This window comes from Streptosporangium sp. NPDC053982 (assembly GCF_055585205.1).
On sequence record NZ_JBVJKQ010000002.1, the window covers coordinates 393,895 to 410,149 of the forward strand.

At 72.6% G+C, this 16,255-nt stretch carries 11 protein-coding genes and 1 pseudogene; 11 read left to right on the plus strand and 1 reads right to left on the minus strand.

Annotation, left to right across the window (positions count from 1 at the left end; translation table 11 throughout):
* Positions 1-2 precede the first annotated feature (2 nt).
* The 5 genes from ACZ6W9_RS04605 to ACZ6W9_RS04625 all read left to right on the plus strand — a co-directional run bounded on the left by ACZ6W9_RS04605 (position 3) and on the right by ACZ6W9_RS04625 (position 7,757).
* Complete coding sequence (locus tag ACZ6W9_RS04605) at positions 3-968, plus strand: DUF8094 domain-containing protein (protein WP_389961238.1); 966 nt, start codon at positions 3-5, stop codon at positions 966-968.
* Between the two features lie 163 nt (positions 969-1,131).
* The gene (locus tag ACZ6W9_RS04610; RefSeq protein WP_389961236.1) at positions 1,132-2,742 is read left to right on the plus strand and encodes an ABC-F family ATP-binding cassette domain-containing protein; all 1,611 of its coding nucleotides are present in this window, start codon (positions 1,132-1,134) and stop codon (positions 2,740-2,742) included.
* Between the two features lie 84 nt (positions 2,743-2,826).
* Positions 2,827-3,630: a hypothetical protein gene (locus ACZ6W9_RS04615; RefSeq protein ID WP_389961234.1), complete on the plus strand. Its 804-nt coding sequence runs from the start codon at positions 2,827-2,829 to the stop codon at positions 3,628-3,630.
* A gap of 224 nt (positions 3,631-3,854) precedes the next feature.
* Positions 3,855-5,696: an RNA polymerase sigma factor gene (locus ACZ6W9_RS04620; RefSeq protein ID WP_470116726.1), complete on the plus strand. Its 1,842-nt coding sequence runs from the start codon at positions 3,855-3,857 to the stop codon at positions 5,694-5,696.
* 126 nt (positions 5,697-5,822) lie between these two features.
* A complete protein-coding gene (locus tag ACZ6W9_RS04625) occupies positions 5,823-7,757 on the plus strand; it encodes an NlpC/P60 family protein (RefSeq protein ID WP_470116727.1) in 1,935 nt (644 codons plus the stop codon).
* A gap of 76 nt (positions 7,758-7,833) precedes the next feature.
* On the opposite strand, the gene ACZ6W9_RS04630 is transcribed toward ACZ6W9_RS04625, so the two are convergent.
* Entirely contained in the window at positions 7,834-8,325 is a 492-nt protein-coding gene (locus tag ACZ6W9_RS04630; RefSeq protein WP_362933445.1) for an inorganic diphosphatase, read from the minus strand.
* 141 nt (positions 8,326-8,466) lie between these two features.
* Between ACZ6W9_RS04630 and dacB the strand changes: the two genes are divergently transcribed.
* The 6 genes and pseudogenes from dacB to folE all read left to right on the plus strand — a co-directional run bounded on the left by dacB (position 8,467) and on the right by folE (position 15,884).
* The gene (gene dacB / locus ACZ6W9_RS04635; protein WP_389961227.1) at positions 8,467-9,810 is read left to right on the plus strand and encodes a D-alanyl-D-alanine carboxypeptidase/D-alanyl-D-alanine endopeptidase; all 1,344 of its coding nucleotides are present in this window, start codon (positions 8,467-8,469) and stop codon (positions 9,808-9,810) included.
* 191 nt (positions 9,811-10,001) lie between these two features.
* Positions 10,002-11,057: pseudogene (locus tag ACZ6W9_RS04640) on the plus strand (zinc-dependent metalloprotease); the annotation flags it as partial.
* A gap of 398 nt (positions 11,058-11,455) precedes the next feature.
* Complete coding sequence (tilS, locus tag ACZ6W9_RS04645; RefSeq protein WP_470116728.1) at positions 11,456-12,469, plus strand: tRNA lysidine(34) synthetase TilS; 1,014 nt, start codon at positions 11,456-11,458, stop codon at positions 12,467-12,469.
* 11 nt (positions 12,470-12,480) lie between these two features.
* Positions 12,481-13,038 carry a hypoxanthine phosphoribosyltransferase gene (gene hpt / locus ACZ6W9_RS04650; RefSeq protein WP_362933454.1) on the plus strand — a complete coding sequence of 186 codons (558 nt, stop codon included), beginning with the start codon at positions 12,481-12,483 and terminating at the stop codon, positions 13,036-13,038.
* A gap of 282 nt (positions 13,039-13,320) precedes the next feature.
* A complete protein-coding gene (gene ftsH, locus ACZ6W9_RS04655) occupies positions 13,321-15,297 on the plus strand; it encodes an ATP-dependent zinc metalloprotease FtsH (RefSeq protein ID WP_389961223.1) in 1,977 nt (658 codons plus the stop codon).
* A 2-nt stretch (positions 15,298-15,299) separates the two neighbouring features.
* Positions 15,300-15,884 (plus strand): GTP cyclohydrolase I FolE, encoded by a 585-nt coding sequence (gene folE / locus ACZ6W9_RS04660; protein WP_389961221.1) that lies wholly within the window; start codon positions 15,300-15,302, stop codon positions 15,882-15,884.
* The last annotated feature ends 371 nt before the right edge of the window (positions 15,885-16,255 follow it).

A 16,255-nucleotide genomic window follows, 5' to 3' on the forward strand; every position in this document is an offset into this window, starting at 1 on the left:
CCGTGGCGGGATGCGCCGGCCTGCCGGGGGCCGGCCCGGAGCAGGCGTCGCCCACACCGGTCACCGGCACCCCGACACCCTCGGCCGCACCCGTCACCGCACAGGAGACCGCCTCGGTCCTGAAGAACTACATCAAGCGCAACAACGCCGCCAACAAGGCCATGAGCGACAAGCTGCTGGCCGGGTACGAAGGCGGATCCAGCTTCGCCATCGACAAGGCGGGCTACGCCTCCCAGCGCAAGCTCGGCGGCCGCGGCTATCTGCCGTTCGCCTACACCAAGCTCACCCACACCGTGCCGTCCGCCGAGAAGGGCCGCTGGTTTCTGACCACGGCGTACTGGAAGAGCAAGGACAAGACCGCCAAGAAGCCGACGTACCTGCTGTTCGCCCATGACGGAGAGTCCTGGCGGCAGATGTACGCCCCCGACGTCTCCGACGGCCTGACCACGGACGAACTCCCTGAGATCAGGACGGACGCCTCGGGAACGACCGCGGAGGTGGCCCAGTCCGACAGCGCCGGACTGATGATGTCCCCCGCCGCGTTCGCCAGGAGCTACGCCGTCCACCTGGCCGGCAAGGGCACCGCGACGTCCAAGAGGCGCTTCGCCGCCGACCGGCTCACCGCCAACGCCGCGTCCAGCCGTATCGAGATGAACCGGTACGCCAAGCTCACCGAGAGCGTCCGCCCGGCCACCGCGTACCCCTCCTACGCTCTGCGCACGGCCGACGGCGGAGCGCTCACCTTCACCACCGTCGAACGGACCAGACTCTACAACGTGCGCCAGGGGCCGGAGCGCTACTACGTCCAGCAGCGCGACAACGGGCTCCTGCCCGGCAGGTACCACACCTACATGAAGCTCACCGACCTGATCCAGGTCGCCGCCCACATTCCGCCGAAGACCGCCGAACCCGGCCAGGTCAGGGTGATCGGTTCCTACAGCGGCGTCATCTCGGGCAGCGGCCGCTAGGTTCTGTGGATCCCTTCGCCCGCCGCGGTCGTCCGGGCGACCCCTCGCCGTGTCGTCATGAGCGCGACCACCGGACCGTCAGGCCGTACCGGCCGAAAATCGGAATGTCCGCCGGACCGGTTGGCGGGTACCCTTCCCGGGGACTTGAGAGAGGGAAGACGCCGTGGGACACGTCGAGGTCGGGCATCTGACGTATGTGCTGCCGGACGGGCGGCCGTTGCTGAACGACGTGTCGTTCCGGATCGGCGACGGGGTCAAGGCCGCGCTCGTCGGCCCCAACGGAGCCGGGAAGACCACGCTCATGCGGCTGATCGCGGGCGACCTCCAGCCGGTCGACGGAAGCGTGGCGAGCTCCGGCGGGCTCGGGATCATGCGGCAGTTCATCGGCGGCATCCGCGACGGGCGGACCGTCCACGACCTGCTCCTCAGCGTCGCCCCCGAACGCGTACGGGGGGCCGCCGAGCGCCTGGAGGCCGCCGAGCTCGTGATGATGGAGCGCGAGGACGAGAAGGCCCAGATGCGCTACGCGCAGGCCATCACCGACTACACCGACGCGGGCGGCTACGACATCGAGGTGCTCTGGGACACCTGCACGATGGCCGCGCTCGGCGTGCCGTACGACCGGTGCAAGTACCGCGAGGTCAACACGCTGTCGGGCGGCGAGCAGAAACGGCTGGTGCTGGAGGCGCTGCTGCGCGGGCCCGATCAGACGCTGCTGCTGGACGAGCCGGACAACTACCTCGACGTGCCGGGGAAGCTCTGGCTGGAGCGGGCGCTGCGCGAGACGCCCAAGACCGTGGTGCTGGTCAGCCACGACCGGGAGCTGCTGGCCAACGCCGCCGACCGGATCATCACCGTCGAGTCGGGCAACATCTGGGTGCACGGCGGGGGCTTCCGCACCTACGCCCAGGCGCGCCGGGAGCGCAACGAGCGCCTCGACGAGCTGAAGAGGCGCTGGGACGAGGAGCACGCCAAGCTCAGGCAGCTGGTCAACACGCTGAAGAACAAGGCGAAGTACATGGACACCATGGCCGCCGCCTACCACTCCGCGCAGACCCGGCTGCGCAGGTTCGAGGAGGCCGGGCCGCCCGAGGCCGCGCCCAAGGAGCAGTTCATCAGCATGCGCCTGGCGGGCGGCCGGACCGCCAAGCGGGCCGTCATCTGTGAGGGCCTGGAGCTCACCGGCCTGATGAAGCCGTTCGACCTGGAGATCTGGTACGGCGAGCGGGTCGCCGTCCTCGGCTCCAACGGCTCCGGCAAGTCCCACTTCCTGCGCCTGATGGCCGGTGAGGACGTCCGGCACGCCGGCGTGGCCAGGCTCGGGGCCCGGGTCGTGCCCGGTCACTTCGCCCAGACCCACGCCCGTCCCGAGCTGACCGGCCGGACGCCGTGCGAGATCGTCATGACCGAGCACGCCCGGCTGAAGAACGAGGCGATGAAGGCGCTGGCCCGCTACGAGCTGGCCGGGGACGTCGCCGAGCAGCGGTTCGAGACGCTGTCGGGCGGTCAGCAGGCGCGGCTGCAGATCCTGCTGCTGGAGCTGTCCGGCACGACGCTGCTGCTGCTCGACGAGCCGACCGACAACCTCGACCTCGCCAGCGCCGAGGCGCTGCAGGAGGGGCTCGACGCCTTCGACGGCACCGTGGTCGCGGTCACCCACGACCGCTGGTTCGCCGATGACTTCGACCGCTACCTGGTGTTCGGCTCCGACGGCAAGGTCTACGAGACCCCCGAGCCGGTCTGGGACGAGAGCCGGGTGGTCCGCGCGAGGTAGGGGCCGCCGGGGCGGAGTAAAGAATGCCGCCGTTCCCCGCGTGTCCCCTGGGGGTGCGTCCCGAATACGGGTTATCACCATGGGGTGACGCACAGCACCCGAATCGTCGGCGTTATAGCCCTGCTGCTCCTGGCCGGATGCTCCTCCGGCACGGAGAAGCGGCAGGCGGCACCTCTGCGGCCGCTCACGGTCAGGGAACAGGTCTCCTCCGTCGTCAAGGGCGACGACGGCTACGTCGTGAACTGGGCCGGCGTGCTCTCCAACGCCAACCCCTGGCACTTCGGGGAGCACGTGGTGGCCACGGTGGTCGCCAAGGACGCCCTGGGCCGGGAGGTCGTGCGGACCGAGCAGCAACTCGACGCGGTGCCGCCGGGCGGGACGCTCCCCTTCAGCGGCCAGACGACCGCCGCGCGCAAGCCCTCACAGGTCAGCGTCACCTACAGCTCCGCCCAGTGGCACCCGGCCGCCCGGATCGCCTCGGCGTTCGAGCGTTTTCCCGTCACGGGCGTCCTGACGGCCCGGCAGGAACACGGCTACCTCGTCACCGGGTACGTCGGCTCGCCGTACCACCTTCCGGCCGGGAACCTGGTGGTCACCGCGCTCCTGCGGGACCGGAACGGCAGGCTGCTCGGCGGGGGCAGCACGTTCGTGGACGACGTCCGGGCGGACGCCAAACGCAGGTTCATCCTGAACATCCAGAGCGTCCCGGACACGGGGAAGATCGACCGCGCCGAGGTGCACGCGGGCACCTGGGGATCGACCAGCCGCCCGTACGATGTACTGGCCCTCGGTGGCATCGCCCCGGTCAACACGGCCAAGCCGACCACGGCGCCCTTCGCCAAGGACCGGGGCAGGCCCGCCACGCTCACCGCCGACGCCCGCCCTTGACCGCGGGGCCGGGCCCGGTCCCGACCGTCCGGGCCCGGCCTCGGTGACCGGGGCCCGGCCGCGCCACGGATCCGGCGGATCACCGTGAACCCCCATAAGCCAGAGAAATCCACCCCGGTGCCGAGCGAACCGTCTGCCCGCCTCGCAGACGGAACGCTGACAACGGCCGTCAACGTGCAAGAATCGGTAGAACTTTAAGTTACCAATCATTTACCGTCTGTCACATGGACAACGGTGTTCTGGTCGAAGCCCTCCGCCGGCGCGAGCCCGGCGCTCTCGCCGCGCTGTACGACTTCCACGCCCCGGGCCTTTACCAATACTGCTGGTTCATGCTCGGCGGCCCCGACGGGACTCAGGTGGCGCTCCGCGACACGTTGATCACCGCGGAGGCCCGCATCCACGAACTCGCCGACCCCGCCCGCCTGCGGGCGTGGCTGTACGCACTCGCTCGGGGGGAGTGCGTACGGCGACGCCCCGCGGCGGTCCCGGAGCCGGGGATGCCCGATCCGGGGGCCGCGGACCGGACGTCCTCCGGGCCGGCGTCCCCGGGGCGGGAGACGGCGCGGCCAGGCTCCCCCCGACCCGGAACGGCCGCTCCGGCGTCCCCGGGCGGCGGCGCCGCTCCGGTCCTCCCTGGAGACGGCGCCGCCGGCCTGGCCGCGTCGGCGTGGAACGCCGTCCGGAGTCTGTCCCCGCAGGATCAGGAGGTCCTCGAACTCCTTAACCGGCACGGCCTGTCCGTCCCCGACCTCGCGCGGGTGCTGGGAGTGTCGGCCAGGAAAGCCGGCGCGATGGACGACGCGGCACGGGAGCGGCTCCGCGACGCGATCACGATCGAGGTCCTCGCCCGCCGGGACCACCACGACTGCGCGGACCTGGCGCGGTCGCTGGACGGCCCGCCGGGCCGCCTCACCCCGCAGGCCCGGCGGCGGGCCGCCCGCCACGTGAGCGGCTGCGACGCCTGCGCCCCGCACCGGGCCCGGCAGGTCTCCGCGGGCAAGGTCCTCGCGGTCCTGCCGCCTGTCGTGCCGCCCGGGACGCTGCGTGTGCGGGTGATGAGCTCCTTCACCGACCCCGAACTCGTCCCCTACCGCCGCTACGTCGCCCGGAGGGCCGGCCTGCTCGACGCCGCCGGGTTTCCCGGCCGCCCGGATCTCCGGAAAGGCCGCAGGGCTCGCGCTGTGGCCGGCGCGGTGGCTGCGCTCGCGGCGACGGCCGCCGTGGCGCTGATGTCCGTCCAGCTCATCGGTGAGTTCCGGGAGGACGCCGCCGGCGCCCCGGAGGCACGGCCGGTGACCGGGGAGCCGTCCGGACTGCTCCTGCCGCGGGCCTCGGGCCAGGCCGGACCCCCGGCGGCCCTGGGCTCCCTGGACGGACGGGAGGTCGCGCACCCGGCCGGATCCGGACCGGCCCGGCCGATCGCGCCGATCGCCTTCACCGGGCTCGGCGGAGCGGACGGCCGGCACCTCGGCGGCCCCGTTCCGGAGCCCCTGCCGCCGCCGGTCCCCACCCCGGCTCCCACCCGGGGCCGCGAGCCGGTCCCCGCGCCCACGACCGGACCCACCTCGGCGCCCACGACAGGGCCCACGACAGGGCCTACGACAAGGCCCACCGCGGCGCCCTCCGCTCGGCCCACCCCGACCGGCGTGTCCGGTGAGGACCCGGCCGGCGGACCGGTCACCGGGCCGGGCGGCTCTGGCGGCTCTGGCGGCCACGGCGGCTCGGGCGGACGGCCCGGAAGTCCCGGAGGTCCGGGAGGCTCCGGTGGGTCGGGCGGGCGGCCCGATCCTCCCGTGTCCGGCCCTCACCGGCCCGGTCCTCCCGCGTCCGGGGAACGCCCTCCTCGCCACGACGGGTCGCGGGAGCCCCAGCGGCGAGGGCATGACCACCCGGCCCGGCCCGACCTGCCCTGCCCGCCCGGCTCCCGGCCCACCCCGTCCACGCCGCCCACTCCGCCTATTCCGCCCACCCCGCCCACCCCGGCCACGCCGGCCCCGTCCGGGGCGGGCCCCGCGGGCACCCCCGGGCCATCGGCCCCCGGTCCGCCCCACGGGTCTCCGGAATGATCGCAGTGTGTGAGTGAAATGTGTGCACAGAGTGACGAGTGGGAATCCTGAGGCAATCGGTGATCACGCTGATCACGCTGTGACGTGCATCGCACAGCGCCACACGGTGATTCGGAGATTGGACGCATGCGTTCCGCGGGGAAGAGACGACGACGCTGCCACGCCGTGGCCGTGGCGGGCCTGGCCTGCTGCCTGATCACCGGCGCGGGCCTGCCCGCCCACGCGCGACAGGGCAGGCCGGGCCCGTCCGCCGACGAGGTGGCGGAGGCCCGGTCCAGAGCCGTCGAGCGAAGTAAACAGGCGCGCGCGGCCGCCGACCGGCTCGCGAGCGCCCGGAAGAGATCCGCCGGACTGGCCGCCAGGGTGAAGACGCTGACCGAGATCCATGACGGCGAGCTGGCCGAGGCGGCCCGGGCCCGGACGCTGGTCGAACAGGCGGGCGAGCGGGTCCGCGAGGCCGGGGCCGAGCTGGAACGGGCCGGGTTCCCCGACCGGTACGGGGCTCTCGCCCCGGCTCTCCTCCCCTCCCGGTCCGCCTTCCCGGCCCTCTCCCCGACGGACCCCGCCCGACCCCCGGTGGGCCTGTCGTCCCGGTCCGCCTTCCCGGTCGCCTCCCCGACGGACCCCGCCTCACCTCCGGCGGGCTTCCCGCAGCGCCCTTCCCTCTCCTCGGGTCCGGGTCCCTCGTCGTGGCCCGTCCCCTCCCGCGCGGACCTCCCCGCGCGTGCCCTTCCCACCGGCGCGGCCCTTCCGGCGTCGCCCGCCGCTCCCCTCGCGGACGACTTCCCGGCCGGGTTCACCGTTCCCCTTCTCCGGGAGGTCCTTCCCTCCGGGACGGGTGACGCGCCGTCGTCGCCCGGGAGGCTCGACGGGCTACGGCGGGCCCTGGACTTCTTCCTCGCGCTCGAAGCCCGCGCCGAGGAGGTCCACGCGCGGCACCGCTCGGCGGCGAGCCGGACCGCCGCGGAGCGGGCCGAGGCCGAGACGGCCGCCGCCGCCCAGCTGGCGGAGGTACGGCGGATCGCCGCCGAGCGGACCCTTCTGCGTGACCGGGCCTCCGCGGCCAGGAGCGCCGCGGCCCGCCTCTCCGGACGGTGGCGCGCCGCGCGGAGCCGCACCGGGCACACCGGATATGCCGGATATGTGGACCCGGGCCGCACCCGGCACGCCGGTCATGCGCGGCCGGGCCGTACCGGGACCGTACGGCATGCGGCACGCGGCGGTGCCCGAGGCACGGCAGCGGCGATGCGCGGCCGTGCCGGCGTGGGGCCGGTGGGTCCCCTGGGGTTCGTCCGGGGTGGATCCGCGGGCCCGTGGGCGTACGGCGGGATCAGGCTCGTGCGGCGCGCGGTGCTGGGCCGTACCGGGGGTCCGGCCGGATGGGCCGGGGCGGACCGGTGGGTCCGACGGCCGGCGGGCGCGCTCAGGACGGGACGTCCCGCCGGAGCCCACGCCGTCGGGAACCGTCTCGCGGGAGGCCGCGTGACCGGAGCCCACGCCGCCGGGAGCCGCCTCACCGGGACCCGGCTGACCGGGGAGCGTGTCGCCGGGGAGCGCGCCATCGGAGGCCGTGGCCTGCGGGAGCGTGCCGGGGGCGGCCCCTGGGGGCGGGGCGCGGACGGCGGGTGGCCTGAGCCGGACTGGTGGCTCGACCCCGCTCCGTGGCAGACGGCGGGCGACGTCGTCGCCGACTGGGCGCTCACACAGCTCGACAAGCCGTACGTCTGGGCCGCCAGCGGGCCCCGCGGCTACGACTGCTCGGGGCTCGCCATGCGGGCGTGGGAGCGGGCCGGGATCAGGCTGGACCACTGGACGGGATCCCAGTGGTCGTCGGGACGGCGCGTGCGGCTCGACCGGCTCCACCGGGGTGACCTGCTGTTCTTCGGCCGGCTCACCGGGAACCCCGCGGACGTCCGGCACGTGGGGATCTACATCGGCGGCGGGCTGATGGTGCACGCCCCGCAGACCGGGGACGTCGTGCGGATCGCGCCGATGTGGCGCGGTGACCTCATCGGCGCGACCCGCCCGGCCGGCTCGTCCGGCGTGACCCGCCCGGTGTGACGACCCGGCGTGACGCTTGACGGCCGCCGGCCCGGTGGTCGCCGGACGGGCGACCGCCGGGCCGGCGACCGTCCGGTCAGTGCTCGCCGGAGGTCTCGGCCCGCTTGATCGAGCGTGCGATCTCCTCCTCGGCCTCGACCCGGCCGACCCAGTTGGCGCCCTCGACGGACTTGCCGGGCTCCAGGTCCTTGTAGACCTCGAAGAAGTGCTGGATCTCCAGGCGGTCGAACTCCGCCACGTGGTGGATGTCGCGGATGTGCTCCATCCGGGGGTCGGTGGACGGGACGCACAGGACCTTGTCGTCACCGCCCTTCTCGTCGGTCATGCGGAACATGCCGACCGCGCGGCACCTGATCAGGCAGCCGGGGAAGGTCGGCTCCTGGAGCAGCACCAGCGCGTCGAGGGGGTCGCCGTCCTCACCGAGGGTGTGCTCGATGAAGCCGTAGTCCGCGGGGTACTGCGTGGAGGTGAAGAGCAGCCGGTCCAGCCTGATCCGTCCGGTCTCGTGATCCACCTCGTACTTGTTCCGTTGTCCCTTGGGAATCTCAACGAGAACGTCGAACTCCACCGCTGTTCCTCCGCTCAAGCCCCCGGGTACACCCGGATGGGCATTAGTGTCTCGTAGGCGTTGAACCTGTTGGGTACCGTTTGGCGAAAGGTCGGCGACGTGATGCGGCGCGAGCGGTCAGTGGCCTTGGTCACTCTCGTCTTGCTGCAGCTTTTCGTCGTCGCGGCCGGTGCCCACCTGCTCACCAGCGACCTGCTGACCAAGAAGGCGCCCGAATCGACCGCTTCGGCCGAGCCGCCTCCCGTCCCGGTCGTCACCGCGGGTCCGGTGTTGGTCGCGGGGGGGAACGGACCTCTCCCTGCCAAGGGTACTTTGACCGGGGCTCTCACCGAGGCGCTGGGGGACCCCGCACTGGGCAAGAGGGTGGGTGCAGCGGTCCTCGACGTCCGGACCGGTGGCGTGATCTTCGACGGCGACGCCGAGGCGGGCGTCACCCCGGCGTCCACCACCAAGGTCGCCACCTCGGTCGCCGCACTGGCCTCCCTGGGGCCCGACACCAGGCTGAGCACGCGCGTGGTGCGGGGGGCGACCGCGAACTCGATCATCCTGGTCGGCGGGGGCGACCCCACGCTCGCCGGTCCCAAGCCGCTCGCCGGTCCGGTCTACCCCGTGCCGGCGTCCCTGCCGGTCCTCGCCCGGCGGACGGCCAAGGCACTCAAGGCGGCCGGGATCACCAAGGTCTCGGTGGCCTACGACGACAGCCTCTACACCGGCCCGCGCGTCCCTCCGACCTGGAAGCCCAACTACATCCCCGACGGCGAGGCCGCCCCGACCACCGCCCTCATGATCGACGAGGGCAGGGTCAGGCCGGGCGTCCGCCAGCGGGTCGCCGACCCCTCCCGGACGGCGTACCAGGCGTTCACCGCCCTTCTGCCCAAGTACGGCGTCGCGGTCTCCGGCGGCGGCGCCACGCGGGCCAGGGCCCAGGCCGGCGCCCAGGAGATCGCCAGGGTCGACTCCGCGCCCGTCTACGCCCTGGTCGAACGGGCGCTGACGCTCAGCGACAACGACCTCGCCGAGGCGCTGGCCAGGCAGGTCGCCCTCAAGGAGGGCATGCCGGCCTCCGTCGACGGCGCGTCGGAGGCCGTGCGCACGGTGCTGGGCAGGCTGGGCGTGGAGGGCGTGCAGGTCTTCGACGGCAGCGGGCTGTCGCCCAAGAACCGCATCGCCCCGGCGAGCCTGGCCCGGCTGGTCGCGCTGGCGGCCTCCCCGGCCAACCCCCACCTGCGTTCGGTGATCAGCGGCATGCCCATCGCCGGGTTCACGGGCACCCTCGGCCACCGCTTCACCAAGGACCACTCCGTCTACGGCCTGATCCGCGCCAAGACCGGCACCCTCAACGGCGTCAACGCGCTGACCGGCGTGACCACCACGCGGGAGGGCCGGCTGGTGGCGTTCGCCTTCATGGCGGACGACGTCCCGCCCGGATGGGGCAAGGCGGAGGCGGCCCTCGACAGGCTCGCCGCGACCGTCGCCGCGAGCTGACACCCGCCGCCGGCCGCGGGCCGACGCCTGCCGCCGCCGGCCGTGTTCCCGCGGCCGGGGCGTCCCCGGCGGCCGGTGCGTGGCCGCCCGGGGACGGCCGGGCCGACGCCGGCGGCCGGCTTTCACGGCTTCCCGCGGCGCGGACGACTCGGATGGCGCGCTCGGGACGCTCACCACGTACGGTGGACGGTATGCAGGTGATCGACTGGGATCTTGCCGTAGCGACCGGAACGCGCCTGGTGCGCCCCGGGCCGCAAGTGAGCCGAGAGGAGGCCCGCCAGGCCGTCGCGCAACTGCGGCGGCTGTCCCGTGAGGCCGAGGGGCACGTCCGCGAGTTCACCCGAATCGACACCGAGACCGCGCCGCAGCCCGCGACGATCGTCGACCGTCCCGGCTGGATCAAGGCCAACGTCGACGGTTTCCGGGTGGTGCTGGAGCCGCTGACCGAACGGCTGGCCGCCCGAGGCGCCCAGACCCCGGCGATCGTGACCTCGATGGGCGCGCGCGTCACCGGCGTCGAGGTCGGCGCGGTGCTGGCCTTCCTGGCGTCCCGCGTCCTCGGCCAGTACGAGCTGTTCCTCCCGCCGGATCCCAGGGGTGAGGCGCCCACCGGCCGCCTGACCCTGGTCGCCCCCAACATCGTGCACACCGAGCAGGAGCTCGGCGTCAACCCGGACGACTTCCGGCTCTGGGTCTGCCTGCACGAGGAGACCCACCGGGTGCAGTTCACCGGCGTCCCGTGGCTGCGCGAATACGTCCGCTCCCAGACCACGCAGTTCCTGCTCGCCTCGGACATCGACCTGAGCACGCTCCTGGAGCGGTTCCGCTCGGCCGCCGACGCGGTGGCCGACGCCGTCCGGGGCGGTGAGGGCAACCTGATCGACGCGATCCAGACGCCCGAGCAGCGGGCGATCCTCGACCGGCTCACCGCGGTGATGACCCTGGTCGAGGGGCACGGCGACTACGTCATGGACGCCGTCGGGCCGTCGGTGGTCCCCTCGGTCGCCGAGATCCGCGCCAAGTTCCACCACCGCCGCGAGGGCGGCTCCCGGGTCGATCGCACGATTCGCAGGCTGCTCGGGATCGACCTCAAGATGAAGCAGTACGCCCAGGGCTCCGCCTTCGTCCGCGCGGTCGTCGACCGTGTGGGCATGGACGGTTTCAACAAGGTCTGGACGTCTCCCGAGACCCTCCCCACCACGGACGAGATCGCCCACCCCGAGCGGTGGATCGCCAGGGTGGCCGAGGTGAGGGCCGTCTCCGGGGCCGGCGCTGTCACGCCCCTTCCCGCGGGCGGCGACGGCGCCGCCTCCGAGGCGGGCGACACCGGGGTGAGCGCCCCGGGCGGCGGAGACGGCGCCTCTGGCGGCGGAGGCACCTCGGACACCGCGAGCGCCTCGAAGCCCGCCGACATCCCGAAGCCCGAAAGCACCCGGGAGCCCGTGGACACCTCTGAGCCCGGCGGCGCTCCGGACGCCGGAGACGCCTCGAAGCCCGGCGGCGCCGAGGACTGACGGCGGACCCGGCGAGGCCGGCTCCGGCGGGACAGGCCCGCCGGGCGGACTCCGGCGGGCCGGGCCCGCCGGGCGGACTCCGGCGAGGCCGATGGCGTCGCCGGTCGTCCCGAGGCCGGACAATGGCGGGCATGGGTCCGCCTCCGGCCGTCGCCGACGTCCGCCGTGCCGTACGGCACGCGCTGGGCGACCTCGCGCCCGGCTCCCTCGTGCTCGTCGCGTGCAGCGGCGGCGCCGACTCCCTGGCGCTGGCCGCCGCGACGGGTTTCGCCGCGCCCCGCGCGGGCCTGCGCGCCGGTCTGGTGACCGTCGACCACGGACTGCAGGAGGGCTCCGCCGCGCGGGCCGCCGACGTCGTACGGCTGGCGCCCGCCCTCGGGCTCGACCCCGCCGAGGCTCCGGCCGTCCGCGTCGGCACCGCCGGGGGGCCGGAGGCCGCGGCCAGGGAGGCCCGGTACGGCGCGCTGGCTGAGGCGGCGGGGCGGCTGGGCGCGGCGGCCGTGCTCCTCGGGCACACCAGGGACGACCAGGCCGAGACCGTGCTGCTCCGTCTGTCCAGGGGCAGCGGCACCCGGTCGCTGGCGGGCATGCCGGCCCGCGCCGGGCTGTACCGGCGGCCGTTCCTGGAACTGGGCAGGCGGACGACCGCGGCGGCCTGCGCCGCGCTGGGCCTCACTCCCTGGGAGGACCCGCACAACCTCGACGACCGCTACGCCCGCGTCCGGGTCCGGCGGCGGCTGCTGCCCGCCCTTGAGGAGGAGCTCGGCCCCGGGATCGCCGAGGCGCTGGCCCGGACCGCGTCCCTGTGCCGGGACGACGCCGACGCCCTGGACGGCTGGGCGGACGAGGTCTATGCCCGCGCCGTCGTCACCGATTGCGCTCTTAGCGATATCGGCGGGGTCGCGCTGGCCGTACCGGAGCTGGAGAAGGCGCCCGCGGCGGTCCGCCGGAGGGTGCTGCGGCGGGCCGCGGTCGAGTCGGGCTCGCCTCCGGGCACGCTCGCGGCCGGGCACATCCTGCGGATCGACGGCCTGGTCACCGGCTGGCGGGGACAGCGGCGCGTGGAGGTCCCCGGGGGGATTGCGGTGGTCCGCCGGTATGGCACCCTGGTGTTCGCCAGACAGCCAGCCAGTCCCGCTTCGTAAGGAAATCCCAGGTGGACGCAGCCGACATGGACAAGGACCTCGCGCGGGTCCTCATCTCCGAGGACGAGCTCCAGGCCAAGATCAAGGAGTTGGCGGCCCGGATCGACGAGGACTACGCGGACCAGGACCTGCTGATCGTGGGCGTGCTCAAGGGGGCGGTCATGGTCATGGCCGACCTGGCCAGGGCGTTGCACCTGCCGGTCCAGATGGACTGGATGGCCGTGTCGTCCTACGGCGCCGGCACCAAGTCCTCCGGTGTCGTGCGGGTGCTGAAGGACCTCGACACCGACATCGCGGGCCGTCACGTGCTGGTCGTCGAGGACATCATCGATTCCGGTCTGACCCTTTCGTGGCTGGTCCACAACCTGAAGTCGCGCAACCCCGCCTCCGTGGAGATCTGCGCCGCGTTGCGCAAGCCGGACGCGGTCAAGGTTCCGATCGATGTGAAATACATCGGTTTCGACATCCCCAACGAGTTCGTGATCGGGTACGGCCTGGACTACGCCGAGCGCTACCGGAACCTCCCTTTCATCGGGACCCTTGCGCCGCACGTGTACGGAGAGGCCTGAAAAGTACGCCCTGCGCGAAGCGGGCCGTCCGAAAAGGCGACATCGCCCACCGCGGCAGGGAACACACACCCACCTGACGTACGTTGGTAGGGCAAAGCCGGTGCTGCCACAGCGGTTACCCCGCACGGCACGTCGGTGTACCTTCGGACTTCTAAGAGAAGGTCTATAGCGCCGTCTCTGGGTAGTCAGTTGGAAGCGGTTAGGGATGCCGCAACCCCGGGCTCGCCCGGGGTCTCCAGGCCATGGTCAGGAAGGGACGGGCCCGCCGGGGTTCCGCATCGGATGGATCTCAAGCGATTTACACGTGGGCCACTGCTGTGGATCCTGGGCATCGTCGTCTTGCTCTTGCTCGTCAGCACCATGTGGGGTGGCGACGGCAGCTTCGAGAAGAGGGACACGTCCCAGATCGTCAGCTGGATCAACGAGGGCAAGGTCGCCAACGCCAAGATCATCGACAAGGACCAGCGCATCGAGGTCACACTGGCCGACGGCAAGCGCTACTACTCCTCGTGGGTGACCGGGCAGGGCGTCCAGCTCGCCGACCAGCTCCAGACAGCGCAGAACGCCGGAAAGCTTTCCAAGGGCTACACCGTCGACGTGCCGAAGGAGAACATCCTCGTCGGCCTCGTGGTGAGCTTCCTGCCGATCATCCTCATCGTGCTGATCTTCCTGTTCGTCATGAACCAGATGCAGGGTGGCGGCTCGCGGGTGATGAACTTCGGCAAGTCGAAGGCCAAGCTCATCACCAAGGACACCCCCAAGACCACCTTCTCCGACGTCGCCGGCGCGGACGAGGCCATCGAGGAGCTCCAGGAGATCAAGGAGTTCCTGCAGGCCCCGGCCAAGTTCCAGGCGATCGGCGCCAAGATCCCCAAGGGCGTCCTGCTGTACGGCCCGCCCGGAACCGGCAAGACCCTGCTCGCCAGGGCGGTCGCCGGTGAGGCCGGGGTGCCGTTCTACTCGATCTCCGGTTCCGACTTCGTCGAGATGTTCGTCGGCGTCGGCGCCTCCCGGGTGCGCGACCTGTTCGAGCAGGCCAAGGCGAACGCCCCGGCGATCATCTTCATCGACGAGATCGACGCGGTGGGCCGTCACCGCGGCGCCGGTCTCGGCGGCGGTCACGACGAGCGCGAGCAGACGCTGAACCAGCTCCTCGTCGAGATGGACGGCTTCGACGTCAAGGGCGGCGTGATCCTCATCGCCGCGACCAACCGGCCCGACATCCTCGACCCGGCGCTGCTGCGTCCCGGCCGGTTCGACCGCCAGGTCACCGTCGACCGCCCGGACCTGGAGGGCCGCAAGGGCATCCTCAGGGTCCACGGCCGCGGCAAGCCGTTCGCCGAGGGCGTCGACCTCGATGTCATCGCCCGCCGTACCCCCGGCTTCACCGGCGCCGACCTGGCCAACGTCATCAACGAGGCGGCGCTGCTCACCGCCCGCGCCGACCAGAAGCTGATCACGATGGAGACCCTCGAGGAGGCCATCGACCGCGTCATGGCCGGCCCCGAGCGCAAGTCCCGGGTCATGTCGGACCAGGAGAAGAAGATCATCGCGTACCACGAGGGCGGTCACGCCCTGGTCGCGCACGCGCTGCCCAACTCCGACCCGGTCCACAAGATCACGATCCTGTCCCGCGGCCGCGCCCTCGGTTACACGATGACGCTGCCCATGGAGGACAAGTTCCTCGCGACCCGCTCGGAGATGATGGACCAGCTCGCGATGCTGCTGGGCGGCCGCACGGCGGAGGAGCTCGTGTTCCACGAGCCCACCACCGGCGCCTCCAACGACATCGAGAAGGCCACCTCCATCGCCCGGCGCATGGTCACCGAGTACGGCATGAGCGAGCAGCTCGGCGCCCGCAAGTTCGGCAGCGGCCAGGCCGAGGTCTTCCTGGGCCGTGAGATGGGTCACGAGCGCGACTACTCCGAGAAGATCGCCTCGGCGATCGACGAGGAGGTCCGCCGCCTCATCGAGTCCGGGCACGACCAGGCGTGGGAGATCCTCGTCGAGTACCGCGACGTGCTCGACAACCTCGTGCTGGAGCTGATGGAGAAGGAGACCCTCTCCCGGGAGCAGGTCCTCCAGATCTTCGCCCCGGTGGTCGTCAGGGAGAAGCGTCCCTCCTATTCCGGTTACGGCAAGCGGCTGCCGTCCAACCGCCCGCCGATCCTCACTCCCAAGGAGCAGTCCGGTAACGGCGCGCTCCCGGCGGGCACCTCGGGCGCCTACCCGGACACCGCCCCGAGGGACGGTAGCTGAGCGTGGAGCCCGAACAGTCGGCGAGCATCGACTCGGCCAGGATCGAGAAGGCCGTCCGGGAGATCCTCATCGCGATCGGTGAGGACCCGGACCGGGACGGCCTTCAGGAGACCCCGGCCCGGGTCGCCCGCGCCTACGCCGAGCAGTTCGCCGGGCTGCGGCAGACGCCGGAGGACGTGCTGACCACGGTCTTCGACGTCGACCACGACGAGATGGTGCTCGTCAGGGACATCGAGGTGTACTCCACCTGCGAGCACCATCTGGTGCCGTTCCACGGCGTCGCCCACGTCGGTTACATCCCCAACCAGAAGGGGCAGGTCACCGGCCTGTCCAAGCTGGCCAGGCTGGTCGACGTGTACGCCCGCCGCCCGCAGGTGCAGGAGCGGATGACCTCCCAGATCGCCGACGCGCTCATGCGGGTGCTGGAGCCCCGGGGGGTCATCGTCGTGATCGAGTGCGAGCACCTGTGCATGACCATGCGCGGGGTCCGCAAGCCCGGAGCGAAGACGATCACCTCGGCGGTGCGCGGCGACTTCCGCAACAGTGAGAAGACCCGCGCCGAGGCGATGGCGCTCATCATCCGCTGAGTCCGTCGGACCCACTGGACCCATCGGGCCGCCCGTCCACCGGGCCCGGCCCTCGAAGCCCCGCCGGCGCCGCTCTCGCGGTTCCGGCGGGGCTTCGCCGTACGGGCCGGGCGGAAAGACCTGTCGGGCCTCCCCGGATCGGGTTAGTATCGCCACACTTGCCGGCCGTCCGGCATGCTCCGAGTTCCTGTTCCGAGCGCTTCCTCGATCGGCTGGCCGGGAAAGGCGACCCACGCGGGAGATGATCGCGAGAAGTGCCGTCCACCGCTCCGTGCGCCGTCCCGGCGCCGCCCGTCCCCCCGACCGGCCGGAACGGACCCGTCCTCTCGCAAGCCGGACCCACGATATGGGCGAAGCATGGGGAACGCCTA

Excerpts from the sequence above, each read along its gene's own strand:
- ACZ6W9_RS04620 (WP_470116726.1), top strand. The coding sequence starts at position 3,855 with ATGGACAACGGTGTTCTGGTCGAAGCCCTCCGCCGGCGCGAGCCCGGC.
- ACZ6W9_RS04625 (WP_470116727.1), top strand. The coding sequence starts at position 5,823 with ATGCGTTCCGCGGGGAAGAGACGACGACGCTGCCACGCCGTGGCCGTG.
- tilS (WP_470116728.1), top strand. The coding sequence starts at position 11,456 with ATGGGTCCGCCTCCGGCCGTCGCCGACGTCCGCCGTGCCGTACGGCAC.
- ftsH (WP_389961223.1), top strand. The coding sequence starts at position 13,321 with ATGGATCTCAAGCGATTTACACGTGGGCCACTGCTGTGGATCCTGGGC.